Origin of the sequence: Achromobacter sp. Marseille-Q4954 (genome assembly GCF_943737025.1) — a bacterium.
Taxonomy (GTDB): domain Bacteria; phylum Pseudomonadota; class Gammaproteobacteria; order Burkholderiales; family Burkholderiaceae_B; genus Achromobacter; species Achromobacter bronchisepticus_A.
The window spans coordinates 2,460,830-2,475,897 of the sequence record NZ_CALSFQ010000001.1 but is presented as its reverse complement, the minus strand read 5'-3'; the positions used below and the strand labels follow the sequence as shown (position 1 = coordinate 2,475,897).

Here is a 15,068-nt window from a genome sequence, read left to right as displayed (position 1 = left end):
TGGACGTGCTCCCGATGCTGCCCGTCAGCGCTTCAAGGCCAGGAAGTGATGCACTTCGGGCTTGTCCGGCCCCATGTGAAAGCGCAGCGCTTCCGCTTGCAGATCGGCATCGGCATGCGACACCCGGTGATGCTGGCGCAGGTGTTCGGCCCAGGATTCGACGAAGAACCACTCGACCACCCGCTGCGGGTCACTGGTGTGCTCGACCACGCCCCAGGCATAGGCACCATCGCGCAGTCGCTCTTGCGACAGGCGCTGCATCGCATCCAGAAAGGCAGGGCGGTCTTCCTGGCGGATGCGGTACTCGACCTGCACCAGCACCGGACCGCGGTCGTGGGCCACCGGTTCAGCGACCAGCGGCTCCGGCCAGTGATTCGACGCCTGCAGATCCGCCTCGCCGACCGGCAGGCTGGCGCGATGAAACAGCAGCGCAACCGCGACCAGTCCGGCGGCGCTGACCGCCAGAGCGTAGGGCACGCCGATCTCGCGCGCCACCAGGCCCCAGCCCAAACTGCCGGCGGCCATCGCGCCGTTGAAGACCATCAGGTACACCGCCAGTCCGCGGCCGCGCACCCAGTTGGGCAGCACGGCCTGGGCCACGCCATTGAACGTGGTGAGCGCGGTAATCCAGCCCATGCCCAGCACCACCAGCATCAGCACGGCCAGCCATTGCGGCGGCGCGAACACCAGCACGGCCATGACCGCCGCGCTGGCCACCGACGCCAGCAGCACCAACCCGTCGGCATTCAGGCGGGCGCCCAGCCTGGGCAGCAGCAGGGCGCCGATGATGGCTCCTGCGCCCACCGCGCCCAGCAGCACGCCGTAAAAGCCCGAGGAGCCGCCCAGCATCTGCCGCGCCACCAGCGGCAGCAAGGCCCAGACCGCGCTGGCGAACAGGAAGAAGACGGCGGCGCGCAGCAACACGCGGTGCAGCTCCTTGCTGGCCCGCGTGTAGCGCAGGCCGGCGCGGAACGCGCCGAAGAAGTTCTCCGACAGCGCGCTATCGACGGCCGCGGGACGCTTCCACCACAGCAGTGCGGCAATGACGAACACGTAGCTCAGCACGTCCAGCCCATAGGTGACGGCCGCGCCGAAGCTGGCCAGGATCAGGCCACCCGCCGCCGGACCGATGGCGCGGGCGATGTTGATGCCCAGCGAATTGAGCGCCACCGCGCCCTTGAGTTCTTCGCGCGGTACGAGTTCGGGGACGATGGATTGCCAGGTCGGTCCCATCAAGGCCGCGCCGATGCCGCCGACGAAGGTCAGGGCGATCAGGTAATCGACCGTCAGCGCGCCGAAATGCGACAGCAGCAGCAGCGTGCCGCTGACCGAGGCAAGCAGCAGCTGCACGAAGATCAGGAAGCGTCGCCGGTCCAGGATGTCGGACAGCACGCCAGCGGGAATCGCCAGCAAAAAGATGGGCAGGGTCGCCGCCGTCTGGATCAGCGCCACCGCAGCCGGGCTGGCCGACAGGTCGGTCACCAGCCACGAACTGGCCACGTCCCGCATGAAGCTGCCCACGTTGCCCAGCACGGTCGCGGCCCACAGCACGGCGAACACGGACTGGCGCAAGGGCGCGAAGGTGCCGCGCGCGGCGGGATTCTTCTGGTCTGGCATGGGACTCTCCTGGATCGCGCCAGGCGGCATTCGGACCCGCAAGTCCCGCCGCCCGCCGTGTTCAAAACGCCGTGTTCAAAAACAAGGCGCCGGACCGGCCAGACGCTGTCTGGACGATCCGGCTTGCGGTTTACTTGGCGGGGTTGGGGCCGATGCGTTCACCGTGCTGCACCCGCTCTGCCAGCTTGTGCACGTGGGTGACGGCGTAGTCGATGCCCATGCCGTAGGCGCCGGAGTGTTCCTTCACGATGCCCGTGACGGCGTCATAGGTCTCCTTGCGGGCCCAGTCGCGCTGCCATTCCAGCATCACCTGCAACCAGGTCATCGGCACGGCGCCAGCCTGCACCATGCGGTCCATGGCGTACTTGTGCGCGTCCACCGAGGTGCCGCCCGAAGCATCAGCCACCATGTAGATTTCGTACTCGCCTTCCAGCATGGCGCACAGCGCGAAGGTGGTGTTGCAGACCTCGGTCCACAGGCCGGCGACGATCACTTTCTTGCGGCCATTGGCGGCCAGCGCGTCGCGCACGTTCTGGTCGTCCCAGGAGTTCATGGAGGTGCGTTCCAGGATCTTGTTCTCGGGGAACACAGCCAGCAGTTCGGGGTAGGTGTTGCCAGAGAAGCTGTCGGTTTCGACGGTGGTGATGGTGGTCGGGATATTGAAGGCGCGTGCGGCCTTGGCCAAGCCCACCACATTGTTCTTCAGCGTCTGGCGGTCGATGGACTGCACGCCGAAGGCCATCTGCGGCTGCTGGTCGATGAAGATGATCTGGCTGTTCTGCGGGGTCAGGACTTCGAGGTATTTATTGGCGGACATGGCGGATCTCTCTTTAAGGAAAACTATCAAGGAAGGCGGCAGCGAAGAATTCGGTGTAGCTGGCAAACCATCCCGGTCTGCACCGTTGCGACGATGGCGGGGTGCCGCTGGAAGGGCCCGTACATCTCGTCTGTCGGTGTATGCATAGTAGGGAGCGGCCGCGTTCCTGAGAACCCGCAGCATGGAATTCCATCCTTTCCATTTCTTGCATGATGACCATGGCGTGACAGTTCTTTTGCTGCGCTGCGTTCAACACCATTCTTGTCCATGCCATAGGCAGGGGCTATCATCGGCGCGGGCATTTCCCAGGAATACGAGATGAGCAAGCTGCCGGATTTAGAAGGTTGGGCGATCTTCGCCAAGGTCGCCGAGACCGGATCATTCGCCAAGGCGGCGGCCGAGTTCGCCTTGTCGCAGGCCACGGTTTCCAAGACCATCAGCCGTCTGGAAGCCCGCATGAAGACGACGCTGTTTCATCGGACGTCCCGCAGCATGACCTTGACCGAATCCGGCTACGCGGCGCTGGAACGCGCAGCGCGCATATTGGAAGAGGGCGAGGCGGTCGAATCCGAGGTGACGGAAAAGTCGAGCAGCCTGCGCGGCAAGATCAGGCTGTCCGCGCCCATGTCCTTCGGCGTCACGCATCTGGCGCCGATGCTGCCTCCCTTCATGCAGGCCAATCCCGACGTGGCCCTGGAGATCGAATTCAGCGACAAGCAGGCCGACCTGGTCTCCGAACGCTTCGACCTGGCGCTACGCATCTCCAACCTCGTGGACTCGACGCTGCTGGCACGCCGCCTGTGCTCGGTGCGCATCCTGCTGGTAGGCGCACCCAGCTACTTCAAGCGCGCGGGACGGCCCAAACATCCAAAGGACCTGGCGCAGCACACGGCGCTGCAATACATGTATGCGCGCAACGGCGCGAGCTGGCGTTTCCGTCATGAAAAGCACGGCGAGTTTTCACAGTCGCTGCCCGTGCACCTGAACGTGAACAACGCCGAAGCCCTGACGCCGGCGCTGCAGGCCGGCATGGGGCTGGCACTGCAGCCGGAGTTCCTGGCGTGGAAGGATTTGCAATCAGGTGCGCTGGAAACCGTGATGGACGACTGGCAGGTCGATCCCATCGCCCTGCACATCGTCACCCCGCCTGGTCGCCGCCGGCCGGCCCGGGTGCAGGCGTTCATCGAATATCTGGCGGAGCGCTTGACGGCTGAGCCCTGGGCCAATGATGTGCAGGTGTAGAAGGATTGCGTGGTCCGGACCGCGCCGGACTCGCGCATGAAAAAGGGGCTGCGCAAGCAGCCCCTTTTCTATGACGTCCAGGATCTCTGCCAAGATCCGGCGCGATCTGTAGGATCCCATCAGCATTTAGATATCACGTGCCGTCGCCCTAAGGCCATCTAACATCTGGTAGGTCGTACCAGATCGAGCCGTCCCATTTCGTTAGATTTTCCTATGCCTGTTCTCCGCACTCCTTACGGCTTGACTGGCCCTCGGAGCGGACATTTTGAGGCGTACCTCCGCAGTTGACAGCCGGGATCCCGCTCGGCTCAATTGCCTTGGGTGCGGCCGGCTCGCAATACAACTCCTTCCAGAGCTTTTCTGCCTTGGTCACGCCTGAAGATGCGCGAATGACAATAGCCAGCCCGACAAGAGAGGGGAGAAGCAAGAGCAAAGCTAGCAACCTCTGCTGCTTCACGAGCGAGTGCACCTGATCTTTCATGCTGCCACTTGCTAACGCCCTGCATAGGTCGAGCAGCTCCGACTTCCGAAAGCCTGTTTTCTCCATAAGATCCGGACTGTCGGCAGCGCATTCCGTGGCAGCGAAAACCCAGTCTTCGCCCCATAGGGTCATGTTTCTCACCGTATTCGCGTCCGTCTTGAACCAGACATTCGACTCTTTCATGTGAAAGTACCCGTAGGGCGAAGCGAACAAGGAACCAGCGATCATAAACAAGGCCCACAATACGACGACGAGGAAGAATAGAACCGGTTTCCACATCTTGTGCGGCCTGCGCACGACCGCCGGATTGCGCACATCAACCCAGCGCCACAGAGTTCTCAGCTTCAAGATCCCGACGTTGTTGGCTTCCGCCCAGCTATTAAGCTGGTGCAGGTCGGCCAAGGATTGCAAGGGCATGCGATAGAAAAACCTGAAGATCTCCAGGTCGCGACTTTCCTGTTGGATTTTTTTCAGCACTGAATCCTGGGCTTCGCGCCGACCTGCTGCGATTCGCCAAAGTCGGTCCAAAAGAAAGTGCGCGGATCCCGCGCGCGCCCAGATCCAAAGGCATAGCAGTAAGAAAAGCCCTGCCCAAAGAACAGGCGCGATCCAGGGAGCCTGGACGAGAGGGGTAAACAGTTCAAGCATCTATCTTCCTTGCTCTGAGGGACAAGAGCCCAGATACTAACCACCTTCGCAACAATCCATTCCGGCAAGAAGCAAGCAACTGCCCGTGGCTTCGAGCGGGCAGCTCGAGATCCCTCACGAGATCCGCAAACGTCTTATGTCCCAATCTGGAGATAAGCGCTACTTCGTCCTCCAGATGGACGGAGCGCTTACATGGGCTTTGATAAGCCTTCCCTAGCAAACAGTAGCGATAATTCGCAGTCAAGATTCGGCCCCCCTTCGCGCATAACAGGCGAGGCGAGGAATCAAGCTAGGCTCGCACCATTTCCAAACCGTTTGAGCTCAATACTTCGAGCATCCGCAAAAAAAAGAGGCTGCAAAAGCAGCCTCTATCACGAACTCTAAATTTCCCGAGAAAATCTAGGTGTTCACGGAATTCAACACGATCAGGCGTCGATATTCCCCGCCGACAGTGCATGCGTCTCGATGAAGTTGCGGCGCGGTTCCACGTCGTCGCCCATCAGCGTGGTGAAGACTTCGTCGGCCGCGATGGCGTCCTCGATCTGCACGCGCAACAGGCGGCGCACCTTCGGGTCCATGGTGGTTTCCCACAGCTGTTCCGGGTTCATTTCGCCCAGACCCTTGTAGCGCTGCTTGGAGATGCTGCGGTCGGCTTCGCTGCGCAGCCACTGCATGGCTTCGCGGAAGTCGGACACAGTCTGTTCCTTGCGCTTGTCGCCTTCGCCGCGGGCGGCCAGCGAACGCGAGCCGACCTTGCCCAGGAAGCTCTTGGCGGCCTTGGACAGGACCGCGTAGTCCGAACCGTTGACGAAGTCCGCGTCGATGATGCTCACGCGCACGTTGCCGTGGTGCATGCGCTGCACCGACAGGCGATGGCGCTCAGTGGCCTCGTCGAACTCCGGCACGACTTCCACGCCGTTGCCGCTGACCGGGTCGCGCATGGCGTCGGCCAGGCGGCGGGCGGAGTCGGCGGTGGACTCGGCCGACTCCAGGTTGATCTCCACGCCTTCAGCCATGGCCGACAGCGCGCCCACGTCGAACACGCGCGACAGGCGCGCGATCACGGCGTCGGCCGCGACGTACTGGCGGGCCAGGTCGTTGAGTTCGTCGCCGCGGATGATATTGCCGCCCGAGATGATTTCGGCATCCTTCAGCGCCAGTTGCAGCATGAACTGCGCTTCTTCCTGGTCGTCCTTCAGATACCGTTCTTCACGGCCGACCTTGACCTTGTACAGCGGCGGCTGGGCGATATACACGTAGCCGCGCTGCACCAGTTCAGGCATCTGGCGGTACAGCAGCGTCAGCAGCAGGGTGCGGATGTGCGCGCCGTCCACGTCCGCGTCGGTCATGATGATGAGGCGGTGGTAGCGCAGCTTGTCGACGTTGAAATCAGGACCGATGCTGGTGCCCAGCGCGGTGATCAGCGTGGCGATCTGTTCGCTGGCGATCAGGCGGTCAAAACGCGCCTTCTCGACGTTCAGCACCTTGCCGCGCAGCGGCAGGATGGCCTGGAACTTGCGGTCGCGGCCTTGCTTGGCCGAGCCGCCTGCGGAGTCACCCTCGACGATGTACAGCTCGCACAGCGCGGGGTCCTTTTCCTGGCAGTCGGCCAGCTTGCCGGGCAGGCCTGCGCCTTCCAGCACGCTCTTGCGGCGAGTCATTTCGCGCGCCTTGCGCGCGGCTTCGCGGGCGCGGGCAGCTTCGACGATCTTGGCGCACAGCGCCTTGGCGTCGTTCGGGTGTTCCAGCAGCCAGGTTTCCAGCGTACGCGCCACGGCTTCTTCGACGGCCGGACGCACTTCGCTGGAGACCAGCTTGTCCTTGGTCTGGCTGCTGAACTTGGGCTCGGGCACCTTCACCGACAGCACGCAGGCCAGGCCTTCGCGCATGTCGTCGCCGGACGTTTCGACCTTGGCCTTCTTGGCCAGTTCGTTGTCGGTGATGTACTTGTTGATGATGCGGGTCATCGCCGCGCGCAGGCCGGTCAGGTGCGAGCCGCCGTCGCGCTGCGGGATATTGTTGGTGAAGCACAGCACGCTTTCGCTGTAGCTGTCGTTCCACTGCATCGCCACTTCGACGCCGACCGGCACGCCGCCCGCCGAGGACTCGGTCGTGACCGAGAACACGTTCGGGTGCAGCACGGTCTTGCTGCGGTTGATGTATTCGACGAAGCCCTTCACGCCGCCGGAAAAGGCGAAGTTCTCTTCCTTGCCCTGGCGCTGGTCGATCAGGCGAATCTTCACGCCATTGTTCAGGAACGACAGCTCGCGCAGGCGCTTCGAGAGGATCTCGTAGTGGTACTCGATGTTGTTGAAGATGATCGGGTCGGCCAGGAAGCGCACTTCGGTGCCGCGCTTGTCGGTCGTGCCGGTCACTGCCAGGGGCGCGACGCGCTCGCCCTGGCGGAACTCCATCTGGTGCACTTCGCCGTTGCGGCGAATGGTCAGCCGCAGCCATTCGGACAGCGCGTTCACGCAAGACACGCCCACGCCGTGCAGGCCGCCAGACACCTTGTAGGAGTTCTGGTCGAACTTGCCGCCGGCATGCAGTTCGGTCATGACGATTTCGGCCGCGCTGCGGTGAAATTCGTCATCCTTGTGGATGTCGGTGGGAATGCCGCGGCCGTTGTCGGTGACCGAGATCGAGTTGTCGGTGTGGATCGTGACGACGATGTCGTCGCAGTAGCCGGCCAGGGCTTCGTCGATGGCGTTGTCGACGACTTCGAACACCATGTGGTGCAAGCCGGTGCCGTCGGATGTGTCGCCGATGTACATGCCGGGGCGCTTGCGCACGGCCTCCAGCCCCTTGAGCATCTTGATCGAGTCAGCGCCGTAGCCGCTGTTCTCGGGAGTGGTGTTCTGCTGATCTGACATGTCTGTATCGATAACGCTTTAAAGAACGGCCTGGCGGCCGGACCGCCCACGGGCCCTCAGGCCCGCAAGCGGCACAAACCCACGATGGGCGCGGATCAAATCCGCATGGGCATGACGACGTACTTGAACTGGTCGTCTTCGGGCAGGGTGATGAGCGCAGACGCGTTGGCGTCGGGCATGACCGACCACTGGATGTTGTCCACCTTGACGTTGGACAGCACGTCGAGCAGGTAGCCGACGTTGAAGCCCACATCGAGGGCTTCATGGCCGTAGTCGATGTCGATTTCTTCCTGCGCCTCTTCCTGCTCGGCGTTGGAGGACGAGATCTTCATCTGGTTCTGCGCCAGTTGCAGGCGCACGCCCTTGAACTTGTCGGTGGTCAGGATGGCGGCGCGCTGCAGGCTGCCCTGGAGCGCTTCGCGGCCGACCAGGAAATGGCGCGTGTAGTTGGTCGGGATCACGCGCGTGAAGTCCGGGAACTTGCCTTCCACCAGCTTGGAGACGAGTTCCACGTCGCCGAAGCGGAAGCGGATCTGGCCCGGCGCCACGTCGATGGAAACGGGCTCGTCGGAGTCTTCCAGCAGGCGCTGCATTTCCAGCACGGTCTTGCGCGGCACGATCACTTCATGGCGTTCGCTGATGCCGTCGGCTTCGGTCGAGCAGTGCGCCAGGCGGTGGCCGTCGGTGGCGACCGCGCGCACGCGGCCCGGTTCAAACACCAGCAGCATGCCGTTCAGGTAGTAGCGGATGTCCTGTTGCGCCATGGCGAAGTGCACCATGTTGAACAGGTGGCGCAGCGTGCGCTGCGGCATGGTCAGCGACACGTCCCACTGCTCGGGCTGGGCCACGGTGGGGAATTCGCTGGCGGCCAGCGTCTGCAGGGCGAAGCGGCTCTTGGCCGACTGCACCGACAGCTTGTTGCTGGCCAGCGCCAGGCGCACGTCGCCGGTGTCCGGCAAAGCCTTCAGGATATCCAGCAGCTTGCGCGCCGCGACCGTGGTGGATTCGTTGTCTTGACCCACGCCGAAGTCGGCATGGGTGGTGATCTGTACTTCCAGGTCGGTCGCAATGAAGGCAACCTTGTTGCCTTCCTTGCGCATCAGGATGTTCGCGAGGATGGGCAGGGTATGGCGTCTTTCGACGATGCCCGCCACAGTCGACAGCGGTTTCAGCAATGCATCGCGTGTGGTTTGTACGAGTTGCATGTTCATCCTTTTAGAGTTTGTTCCAACACGTGCAGGGTATGGTTGAGCTCCGCTTGCTTGGCGCGGGCGTCGGAAATCTTGCGTACGGCATGCAGCACGGTGGTGTGATCACGGCCACCGAACAGATCGCCGATTTCCGGCAGGCTTTTCTGGGTCAGCTCCTTCGCCAGGTACATCGCGACCTGGCGCGGCAAAGCGATATTGGCGGGCCGGCGTTTCGAGTACATGTCGGCCACTTTGATCTTGTAGAAATCCGCCACCGTCTTCTGGATGTTCTCCACGGTGATCTGGCCGTTGGACACGGACAGCAGGTCCTTCAGGGCTTCCTTGCAGACATCCACCGTGAGCACGTCGCGGCCGTGGAAGCGCGCATAGGCCAGCACCTTGCGCAGCGCGCCTTCCAGCTCGCGCACGTTGCTGCGCAGGTGCTTGGCGATGAAGAACGCCACTTCCTCGGGCATGGGCACGCCTTCGGATTCCGCCTTGCGCAGCAGGATCGCCACGCGCATTTCCAGTTCCGGCGGCTCGATGGCCACCGTCAGGCCGGAGTCGAAGCGCGAGATCAGGCGGCTGTCGATGCCCGACAGTTCCTTCGGATAGGTATCGCTGGTGATGATGATCTGCTTGCGCTGGGCCACCATCGCTTCGAACGCGTAGAAGAATTCTTCCTGCGTGCGGTTCTTGCCGGAGAAGAACTGGATATCGTCGATCAGCAGCAGGTCGAGCGAATGGTAGTAACGCTTGAAGTCGTCGAACGCCTTGCGCTGGTAGGCCTTCACCACGTCGGACACGTACTGGTCGGCATGCACGTAGCGCACGCGCACGCCGGTGCCCGCCGCCACCATCGCATTGCCGATGGCGTGGATCAGGTGGGTCTTGCCCAGGCCCACGCCGCCGTACAGGAACAGCGGGTTGTAGGACGTGCCAGGGTTCTCTGCCACCTGCAACGCAGCGGCGCGCGCCAGCTGGTTCGCCTTACCCGTCACGAAGTTCTCGAACGTCAGGTCGGTGTTCAGGCGCGAACGCTCGTACACGATGCTTGCCGCGTCCGCGTTCACCGCTTGCGCGGCTTGCGCGGCCGCCGTGGTCGCCGGGGCTGCGGGGGCAGGCGCTACCGGGGCCATCGGTGGCGGCGCGCCGCCTGAAGGGGAAGCAGCGGACGGATACGCGGGCGCCGCGGGTGCGGCGCGTACGGGCGCGACCGGCATGCGCGGCGTGGCGCCTTGCGTCGGCAACTCGAACAGCACCTGCACCGGACGCTCGAACCACTCCGCGGCCAACGCTTCGATCTGGTGGGAAAAGTTCTTCCGTACCCAATCCAGTTTGAACCGGTTGGGAGCGGCAACGCGCAGCACCGCCTGCGTTTCGTCGTACGCAAGCGGGACCAGCGGTCGTATCCACGCGCTGATTTGTTGGGGGGGGAGTTCCTGCTCAAGACGACTGACGCAGGTCTGCCAGAATTCTTTCATGTCGCTCTTATTCAAACCTCGATTCTACCTTGCCTGGGCTGGGGTTATCCACAGGGTAGGGCATAAGCGTCCACGCAGCGCTGCCTTAACTGTTTGACAAGACAGGGAAAACTTGCTGAAATGGTGGGCTTTTCCGAATTCTGTCTGTCAGAAGGTTCCACAGGGAGCTTAGCCGCGCTTGTGGGCAATGGTGTCTAACGATGCCTGCCGCCCACGCAACTGCCTGGTTTTGCTTCTAATGCGTCGCCCGGGGTTTCCCGGTCAGAGCCCCGTCTACGAGCTGTTTTTTGCACCTGTTGCAAAAATGCTCATTAGATACCCGCTTCCTGAATACGCGACCAGGAACCCTTCCGGGCAGGTCCCTTCTGACTTTTGTTCTTTTTGTGGATCGTCCATGAAACGTACCTACCAACCTTCCGTTACCCGTCGCAAGCGCACCCATGGTTTCCGCGTGCGCATGAAAACCCGCGCTGGCCGCGCCATCCTGAACGCCCGCCGCGCCAAGGGCCGCAAGCGTCTGGCCGTCTAAGTCCTGTTTTTCCGGCTTGTCCGGAAAAGCCTGACGCCTGATTTTGCAGTCCATGCCGCGCTCCACGCTTCCGCCGGAGGCGCGGCTGCATCGCCCCTCCGAGTTCGCCGCCGCCCTCAAAGGCCGGCGTCTTGCCCGAGGGGCGTTCTTCATTGTGAGCGCGGCTCCCAATGATCTGCCTCCCGGCCAGGACGCCTGCGCGCGTCTGGGCCTGGTGATCGCCAAGCGGTTCGCCGCCCACGCCAGTACGCGCAACGCCATCAAGCGGGTCATCCGCGAAGCGTTCCGCCACCGGCGCCTGGGATTGCCGGCCAAAGATTACGTCGTGCGCCTGCATAGCAAGGTTGCGCCCGCCACGCTTACCGCGCTGAAACGCGCGGCCAGAGCCGAAGTGGACGCTCACTTTGAGCGGATAGCGCGATGATCAAGGCTTTACTCATTGCCCCGATCCGGTTCTACAGGTTTTTCCTGAGCCCCTGGATCGGCCGGCAGTGCCGCTTTACCCCGACCTGCTCGGCGTATGCGATCGAAGCGATCGAGCGCCACGGCGCCTGGCGCGGCTTCTGGCTGGCAGTCCGGCGCATCGGCCGCTGCCACCCTTGGTCGCCGGGCGGATTGGACCCGGTTCCGCCGTCCAAGGGAACCAATGGCCCCTCGTGCTGTTCCCACAGCCACCGCACCGAGCACGATTGACGCTAAACTGGCGGGCTTTGCTGGCCCGTATTCACCTCAGTAGGCACCATGGATATCCGACGAACCGTCCTCTGGATGATTTTTTCCTTCTCGCTGTTGCTCCTATGGAACAACTGGCAGATCCATAACGGCAAGCCGTCGCTGTTCGGCCCCACGCCTGCCGCCACCACGAGCGAGCCGCAGGCCGCCGCGAACAACGCAACGCCTTCGGTGCCCAGCACCCCCGCCCCGGCGGCTGCCGCCGCGTCCGCCGTGCCTGGCGCCGCCGCACCTGCCGCCGCGCGCTCGGAAGAGGTCGTCATCACGACCGACGTGCTGCGCCTGACGTTCGACACCATGGGCGCCCAACTGGTGCGCGCCGAACTGCTGAAGTACCCGGCCACCGGCCAGCCCGACAAGCCCACGGTGCTGCTGGACCGCGCCGCCGGCCTGAACTACGTGGTGCAGACCGGCGTGGTCGGCGCCCCCAACGGCCAGAGCTTCCCCACGCACCAGACGCCTTTCCGCGTCGTGTCCTCGGAGCGCCAGCTGACCGGCGACAACCTGGTGGTCGCCTTCGAAGGCGAATCGGGCGGCGTGAAGGTCACCAAGACGTTTACCCTGCACCGCGGCCGCTATGACATCGACGTGCGCCACGACCTGGCCAACGTCAGCGCCGGCCCCGTGTCGCCCGCCCTGTACCTGCAGCTCGAACGCGACGGCAACGACCCCGCCGACACGTCCAGCTTCTATCACACCTTCACCGGTTTCGCCGTCTACTCGGAACAGGACAAGTTCCAGAAGATCACCTTCAGCGACATCGAAAAGAAGAAGGCCAGCTACATCAAGCAATCGGACAACGGCTGGATCGCCGTGGTTCAGCACTACTTCGCCACCGCCTGGGTGCCCCCGCAGGGCAAGCCGCGCACCAACGAACTGCTGGAAGTGCAGAAGAACCTGTACGCCGCGCGCAGCATCGAGGCCGTGGGCGAGATCGCCCCTGGCGCCGCCACGCGCGTGGATTCGCACCTGTGGGTCGGTCCCCAGGACCAGAAGGCCATGGCCGCCCTGGCCCCCGGCCTGGAACTGGTGGTCGACTATGGCTGGCTGACCATCATCGCCAAGCCGCTGTTCAAGCTGATGACCTGGCTGCATTCCATCCTGGGCAACTGGGGCTGGACGATCGTTGCGCTGACCGTGCTGATCAAGGCCGTGTTCTACCCCCTGGCCGCCGCCAGCTACCGCTCCATGGCCCGCATGAAGCAGGTGGCTCCGCGCCTGCAGGCCCTGAAGGAAAAGTACGGCGACGACAAGCAGAAGCTCAACGCGGCCATGATGGAGATGTACCGCACCGAGAAGATCAATCCACTGGGCGGCTGCCTGCCCATGGTGGTGCAGATCCCGGTGTTCATCTCGCTGTACTGGGTGCTGCTGGCCAGCGTGGAAATGCGCGGCGCGCCGTGGATCCTGTGGGTGCACGACCTGTCGATCCGCGATCCGTACTTCATTCTGCCCGCCATCATGATGGCCACCATGTTCCTGCAGATCAAACTGAACCCGACGCCCCCGGACCCCGTCCAGGCCAAGGTCATGATGATCATGCCGCTGGTGTTCGGCGGGATGATGTTCTTCTTCCCGGCCGGCCTGGTGCTCTACTGGTGCGTCAACAACACCCTGTCGATCGCCCAGCAGTGGTCCATCACCCGCGCCATGCAGCGCAAGACGGAAGCCGCAGCCAACCGCTGATATCTGCTCCCGCACCAGAAACCGGTCCCTTGCGGACCGGTTTTTTTTCGCCCCGCGGCCGCCTTCCGATGCCGATCCCTGGTTTTCTTGATAGTTATTCTTTATCAAGTTTTATAGATCAATCAACTTCACACAGTAAGGCAAGACCCCTATGATGTGTCGGAGATGGCCCCAGGCCGGCAATGCCGGGCTATCCCAGACACGGCGCGGGCCCTTCTGCGGCCCCGCATTCCAGGCATTTCATAGGGAGTGTGCTATGACCGACAAGAAGACGCATCTGACCACCGCCGCTGGCGCGCCGGTGGCCGACAACAACAACACGCTGACGGCCGGCCCGCGCGGCCCGGCGCTGTTGGAAGACTTCTGGCTGATTGAAAAGCTCGCCCACTTCGACCGCGAACGCATCCCCGAACGCGTGGTGCACGCCAAGGGTTCGGGCGCCTACGGCACCTTTACCGTCACCCACGACATCTCGCGCTACACCCGCGCCAACATCTTTTCCCAAGTCGGCAAGCAGACCCCGCTGTTCCTGCGTTTCTCGACCGTGGCCGGCGAGCGCGGCGCGGCCGACGCCGAGCGCGACGTGCGCGGCTTCGCCATCAAGTTCTACACCGAGGAAGGCAACTGGGATCTGGTCGGCAACAACACGCCGGTCTTCTTCATCCGTGATCCGCTGAAATTCCCGGACTTCATCCACACGCAGAAGCGCGACCCCAAGACCAATCTGCGCAGCGCCACCGCCGCCTGGGACTTCTGGTCGCTCAATCCCGAATCGCTGCACCAGGTCACCACCCTGATGAGCGACCGCGGCATTCCGGCCAACCTGCGCCAGCAGCACGGCTTCGGTTCGCACACGTTCAGTTTCATCAACAAGGACGGCGAGCGCTTCTACGTGAAGTTCCATTTCAAGTCGCAGCAAGGCATCGCCTGTCTGAGCGACGAGGAAGCGGCGCAAGTGGTCGCCCATGACCGCGAAAGCTCGCAGCGCGACCTGTTCGAGAACATCGAAAAGGGCAACTTCCCGAAGTGGACGCTGAAGGTGCAGATCATGCCCGAGGCCGAAGCCGCGACGTACCACATCAACCCCTTCGACCTCACCAAGGTCTGGCCGCACGGCGACTATCCGTTGATCGAAGTCGGCGTGCTGGAGCTGAACAAGAACCCCGAGAACTACTTCGCCGAGGTGGAGCAGGCCGCCTTCACGCCGGCCAACGTGGTCCCCGGCATCGGTTTTTCGCCGGACAAGATGCTGCAAGGCCGCCTGTTCTCATACGGCGACACGCACCGCTACCGCCTCGGCATCAACCACCACCAGATCCCGGTGAACGCGCCGCGCTGCCCGTTCCACAGCTTCCATCGCGACGGCGCCGGCCGTGTCGACGGCAACGTCGGCGCAACGCTGAACTACGAACCCAACAGCGCGGGCGAGTGGAAGGAAACCCCATCGGCAGGCGAGCCGCCGCTGGCGCTGGACGGCCAGGCCGCAGCGCGCTGGAACCACCGCGTGGACGATGACTACTACTCCCAGCCGGGCGCCTTGTTCCGCCTGATGACGCCCGCACAGCAGGAGCTGCTGTTCGGCAACATCGGCCGCCACATGGCTGGCGTGCCGGAAGAAATCCAGCGCCGCCAGCTGGAACACTTCCGCAAGGCCGATCCCGCCTACGCCGCCGGCGTGGCCAAGGCGCTGGGACTGAAGCTGTAATCCGCGACGTACACAAGTGCAAGGCGGCCCCCTCGGGGCCGCCTTTTTTTGACTGCTGCGCGGC

At 63.3% G+C, this 15,068-nt stretch carries 12 protein-coding genes; 6 read left to right on the top strand and 6 right to left on the bottom strand.

All coding sequences use genetic code 11. The features are described 5' to 3' along the window. Nucleotides 1–24 precede the first annotated feature (24 nt). Together NGK62_RS11640 and NGK62_RS11635 are read right to left on the bottom strand one after the other, a co-directional pair. Nucleotides 25–1,617, bottom strand: coding sequence for an MFS transporter (locus NGK62_RS11640; RefSeq protein ID WP_118932739.1), 1,593 nt, complete (start codon nt 1,615–1,617; stop codon nt 25–27). 130 nt (nt 1,618–1,747) lie between these two features. Further along, nucleotides 1,748–2,434: a hydrolase gene (locus NGK62_RS11635; protein WP_054455784.1), complete on the bottom strand. Its 687-nt coding sequence runs from the start codon at nt 2,432–2,434 to the stop codon at nt 1,748–1,750. Nucleotides 2,435–2,752: 318 nt separating this feature from the next. On the opposite strand from NGK62_RS11635, the gene NGK62_RS11630 reads away from it, so the two are divergent. Continuing rightward, on the top strand, nt 2,753–3,676 hold the full coding sequence (locus NGK62_RS11630) for a LysR family transcriptional regulator (protein WP_251878390.1): 924 nt from the start codon (nt 2,753–2,755) through the stop codon (nt 3,674–3,676). 211 nt (nt 3,677–3,887) lie between these two features. On the opposite strand, the gene NGK62_RS11625 is transcribed toward NGK62_RS11630, so the two are convergent. From NGK62_RS11625 to dnaA, 4 genes are all read right to left on the bottom strand, one after another. Then, nucleotides 3,888–4,805: a DUF6216 family protein gene (locus NGK62_RS11625; RefSeq protein WP_251878388.1), complete on the bottom strand. Its 918-nt coding sequence runs from the start codon at nt 4,803–4,805 to the stop codon at nt 3,888–3,890. Between the two features lie 425 nt (nt 4,806–5,230). Beyond that, nucleotides 5,231–7,678, bottom strand: coding sequence for a DNA topoisomerase (ATP-hydrolyzing) subunit B (gene gyrB / locus NGK62_RS11620; protein WP_059376348.1), 2,448 nt, complete (start codon nt 7,676–7,678; stop codon nt 5,231–5,233). Between the two features lie 95 nt (nt 7,679–7,773). Further along, nucleotides 7,774–8,883, bottom strand: coding sequence for a DNA polymerase III subunit beta (dnaN, locus tag NGK62_RS11615; protein WP_054455945.1), 1,110 nt, complete (start codon nt 8,881–8,883; stop codon nt 7,774–7,776). Nucleotides 8,884–8,885: 2 nt separating this feature from the next. Further along, nucleotides 8,886–10,352 carry a chromosomal replication initiator protein DnaA gene (gene dnaA / locus NGK62_RS11610; RefSeq protein ID WP_059376347.1) on the bottom strand — a complete coding sequence of 489 codons (1,467 nt, stop codon included), beginning with the start codon at nt 10,350–10,352 and terminating at the stop codon, nt 8,886–8,888. A 394-nt stretch (nt 10,353–10,746) separates the two neighbouring features. Here dnaA and rpmH point away from each other — a divergent pair, with 394 nt between their 5' ends. The 5 genes from rpmH to NGK62_RS11585 all read left to right on the top strand — a co-directional run bounded on the left by rpmH (nt 10,747) and on the right by NGK62_RS11585 (nt 15,004). Continuing rightward, the gene (gene rpmH, locus NGK62_RS11605; RefSeq protein ID WP_003816025.1) at nt 10,747–10,881 is read left to right on the top strand and encodes a 50S ribosomal protein L34; all 135 of its coding nucleotides are present in this window, start codon (nt 10,747–10,749) and stop codon (nt 10,879–10,881) included. A gap of 52 nt (nt 10,882–10,933) precedes the next feature. Next, the gene (locus tag NGK62_RS11600) at nt 10,934–11,305 is read left to right on the top strand and encodes a ribonuclease P protein component (protein WP_013397083.1); all 372 of its coding nucleotides are present in this window, start codon (nt 10,934–10,936) and stop codon (nt 11,303–11,305) included. Further along, entirely contained in the window at nt 11,302–11,574 is a 273-nt protein-coding gene (gene yidD, locus NGK62_RS11595; RefSeq protein ID WP_059376344.1) for a membrane protein insertion efficiency factor YidD, read from the top strand. Before NGK62_RS11600 ends, yidD begins: the two co-directional genes overlap by 4 nt. A gap of 48 nt (nt 11,575–11,622) precedes the next feature. Further along, nucleotides 11,623–13,299: a membrane protein insertase YidC gene (gene yidC / locus NGK62_RS11590; RefSeq protein ID WP_059376335.1), complete on the top strand. Its 1,677-nt coding sequence runs from the start codon at nt 11,623–11,625 to the stop codon at nt 13,297–13,299. Nucleotides 13,300–13,555: 256 nt separating this feature from the next. Then, complete coding sequence (locus NGK62_RS11585; protein WP_059376332.1) at nt 13,556–15,004, top strand: catalase; 1,449 nt, start codon at nt 13,556–13,558, stop codon at nt 15,002–15,004. Nucleotides 15,005–15,068: the final 64 nt, after the last annotated feature.

Coding starts and splice junctions, on each gene's coding strand:
- NGK62_RS11585 (WP_059376332.1), top strand. CDS start 13,556: ATGACCGACAAGAAGACGCATCTGACCACCGCCGCTGGCGCGCCGGTG.
- NGK62_RS11600 (WP_013397083.1), top strand. CDS start 10,934: ATGCCGCGCTCCACGCTTCCGCCGGAGGCGCGGCTGCATCGCCCCTCC.
- NGK62_RS11635 (WP_054455784.1), bottom strand. CDS start 2,434: ATGTCCGCCAATAAATACCTCGAAGTCCTGACCCCGCAGAACAGCCAG.
- rpmH (WP_003816025.1), top strand. CDS start 10,747: ATGAAACGTACCTACCAACCTTCCGTTACCCGTCGCAAGCGCACCCAT.
- NGK62_RS11630 (WP_251878390.1), top strand. CDS start 2,753: ATGAGCAAGCTGCCGGATTTAGAAGGTTGGGCGATCTTCGCCAAGGTC.
- yidD (WP_059376344.1), top strand. CDS start 11,302: ATGATCAAGGCTTTACTCATTGCCCCGATCCGGTTCTACAGGTTTTTC.
- gyrB (WP_059376348.1), bottom strand. CDS start 7,678: ATGTCAGATCAGCAGAACACCACTCCCGAGAACAGCGGCTACGGCGCT.
- dnaA (WP_059376347.1), bottom strand. CDS start 10,352: ATGAAAGAATTCTGGCAGACCTGCGTCAGTCGTCTTGAGCAGGAACTC.
- dnaN (WP_054455945.1), bottom strand. CDS start 8,883: ATGCAACTCGTACAAACCACACGCGATGCATTGCTGAAACCGCTGTCG.
- NGK62_RS11640 (WP_118932739.1), bottom strand. CDS start 1,617: ATGCCAGACCAGAAGAATCCCGCCGCGCGCGGCACCTTCGCGCCCTTG.
- NGK62_RS11625 (WP_251878388.1), bottom strand. CDS start 4,805: ATGCTTGAACTGTTTACCCCTCTCGTCCAGGCTCCCTGGATCGCGCCT.
- yidC (WP_059376335.1), top strand. CDS start 11,623: ATGGATATCCGACGAACCGTCCTCTGGATGATTTTTTCCTTCTCGCTG.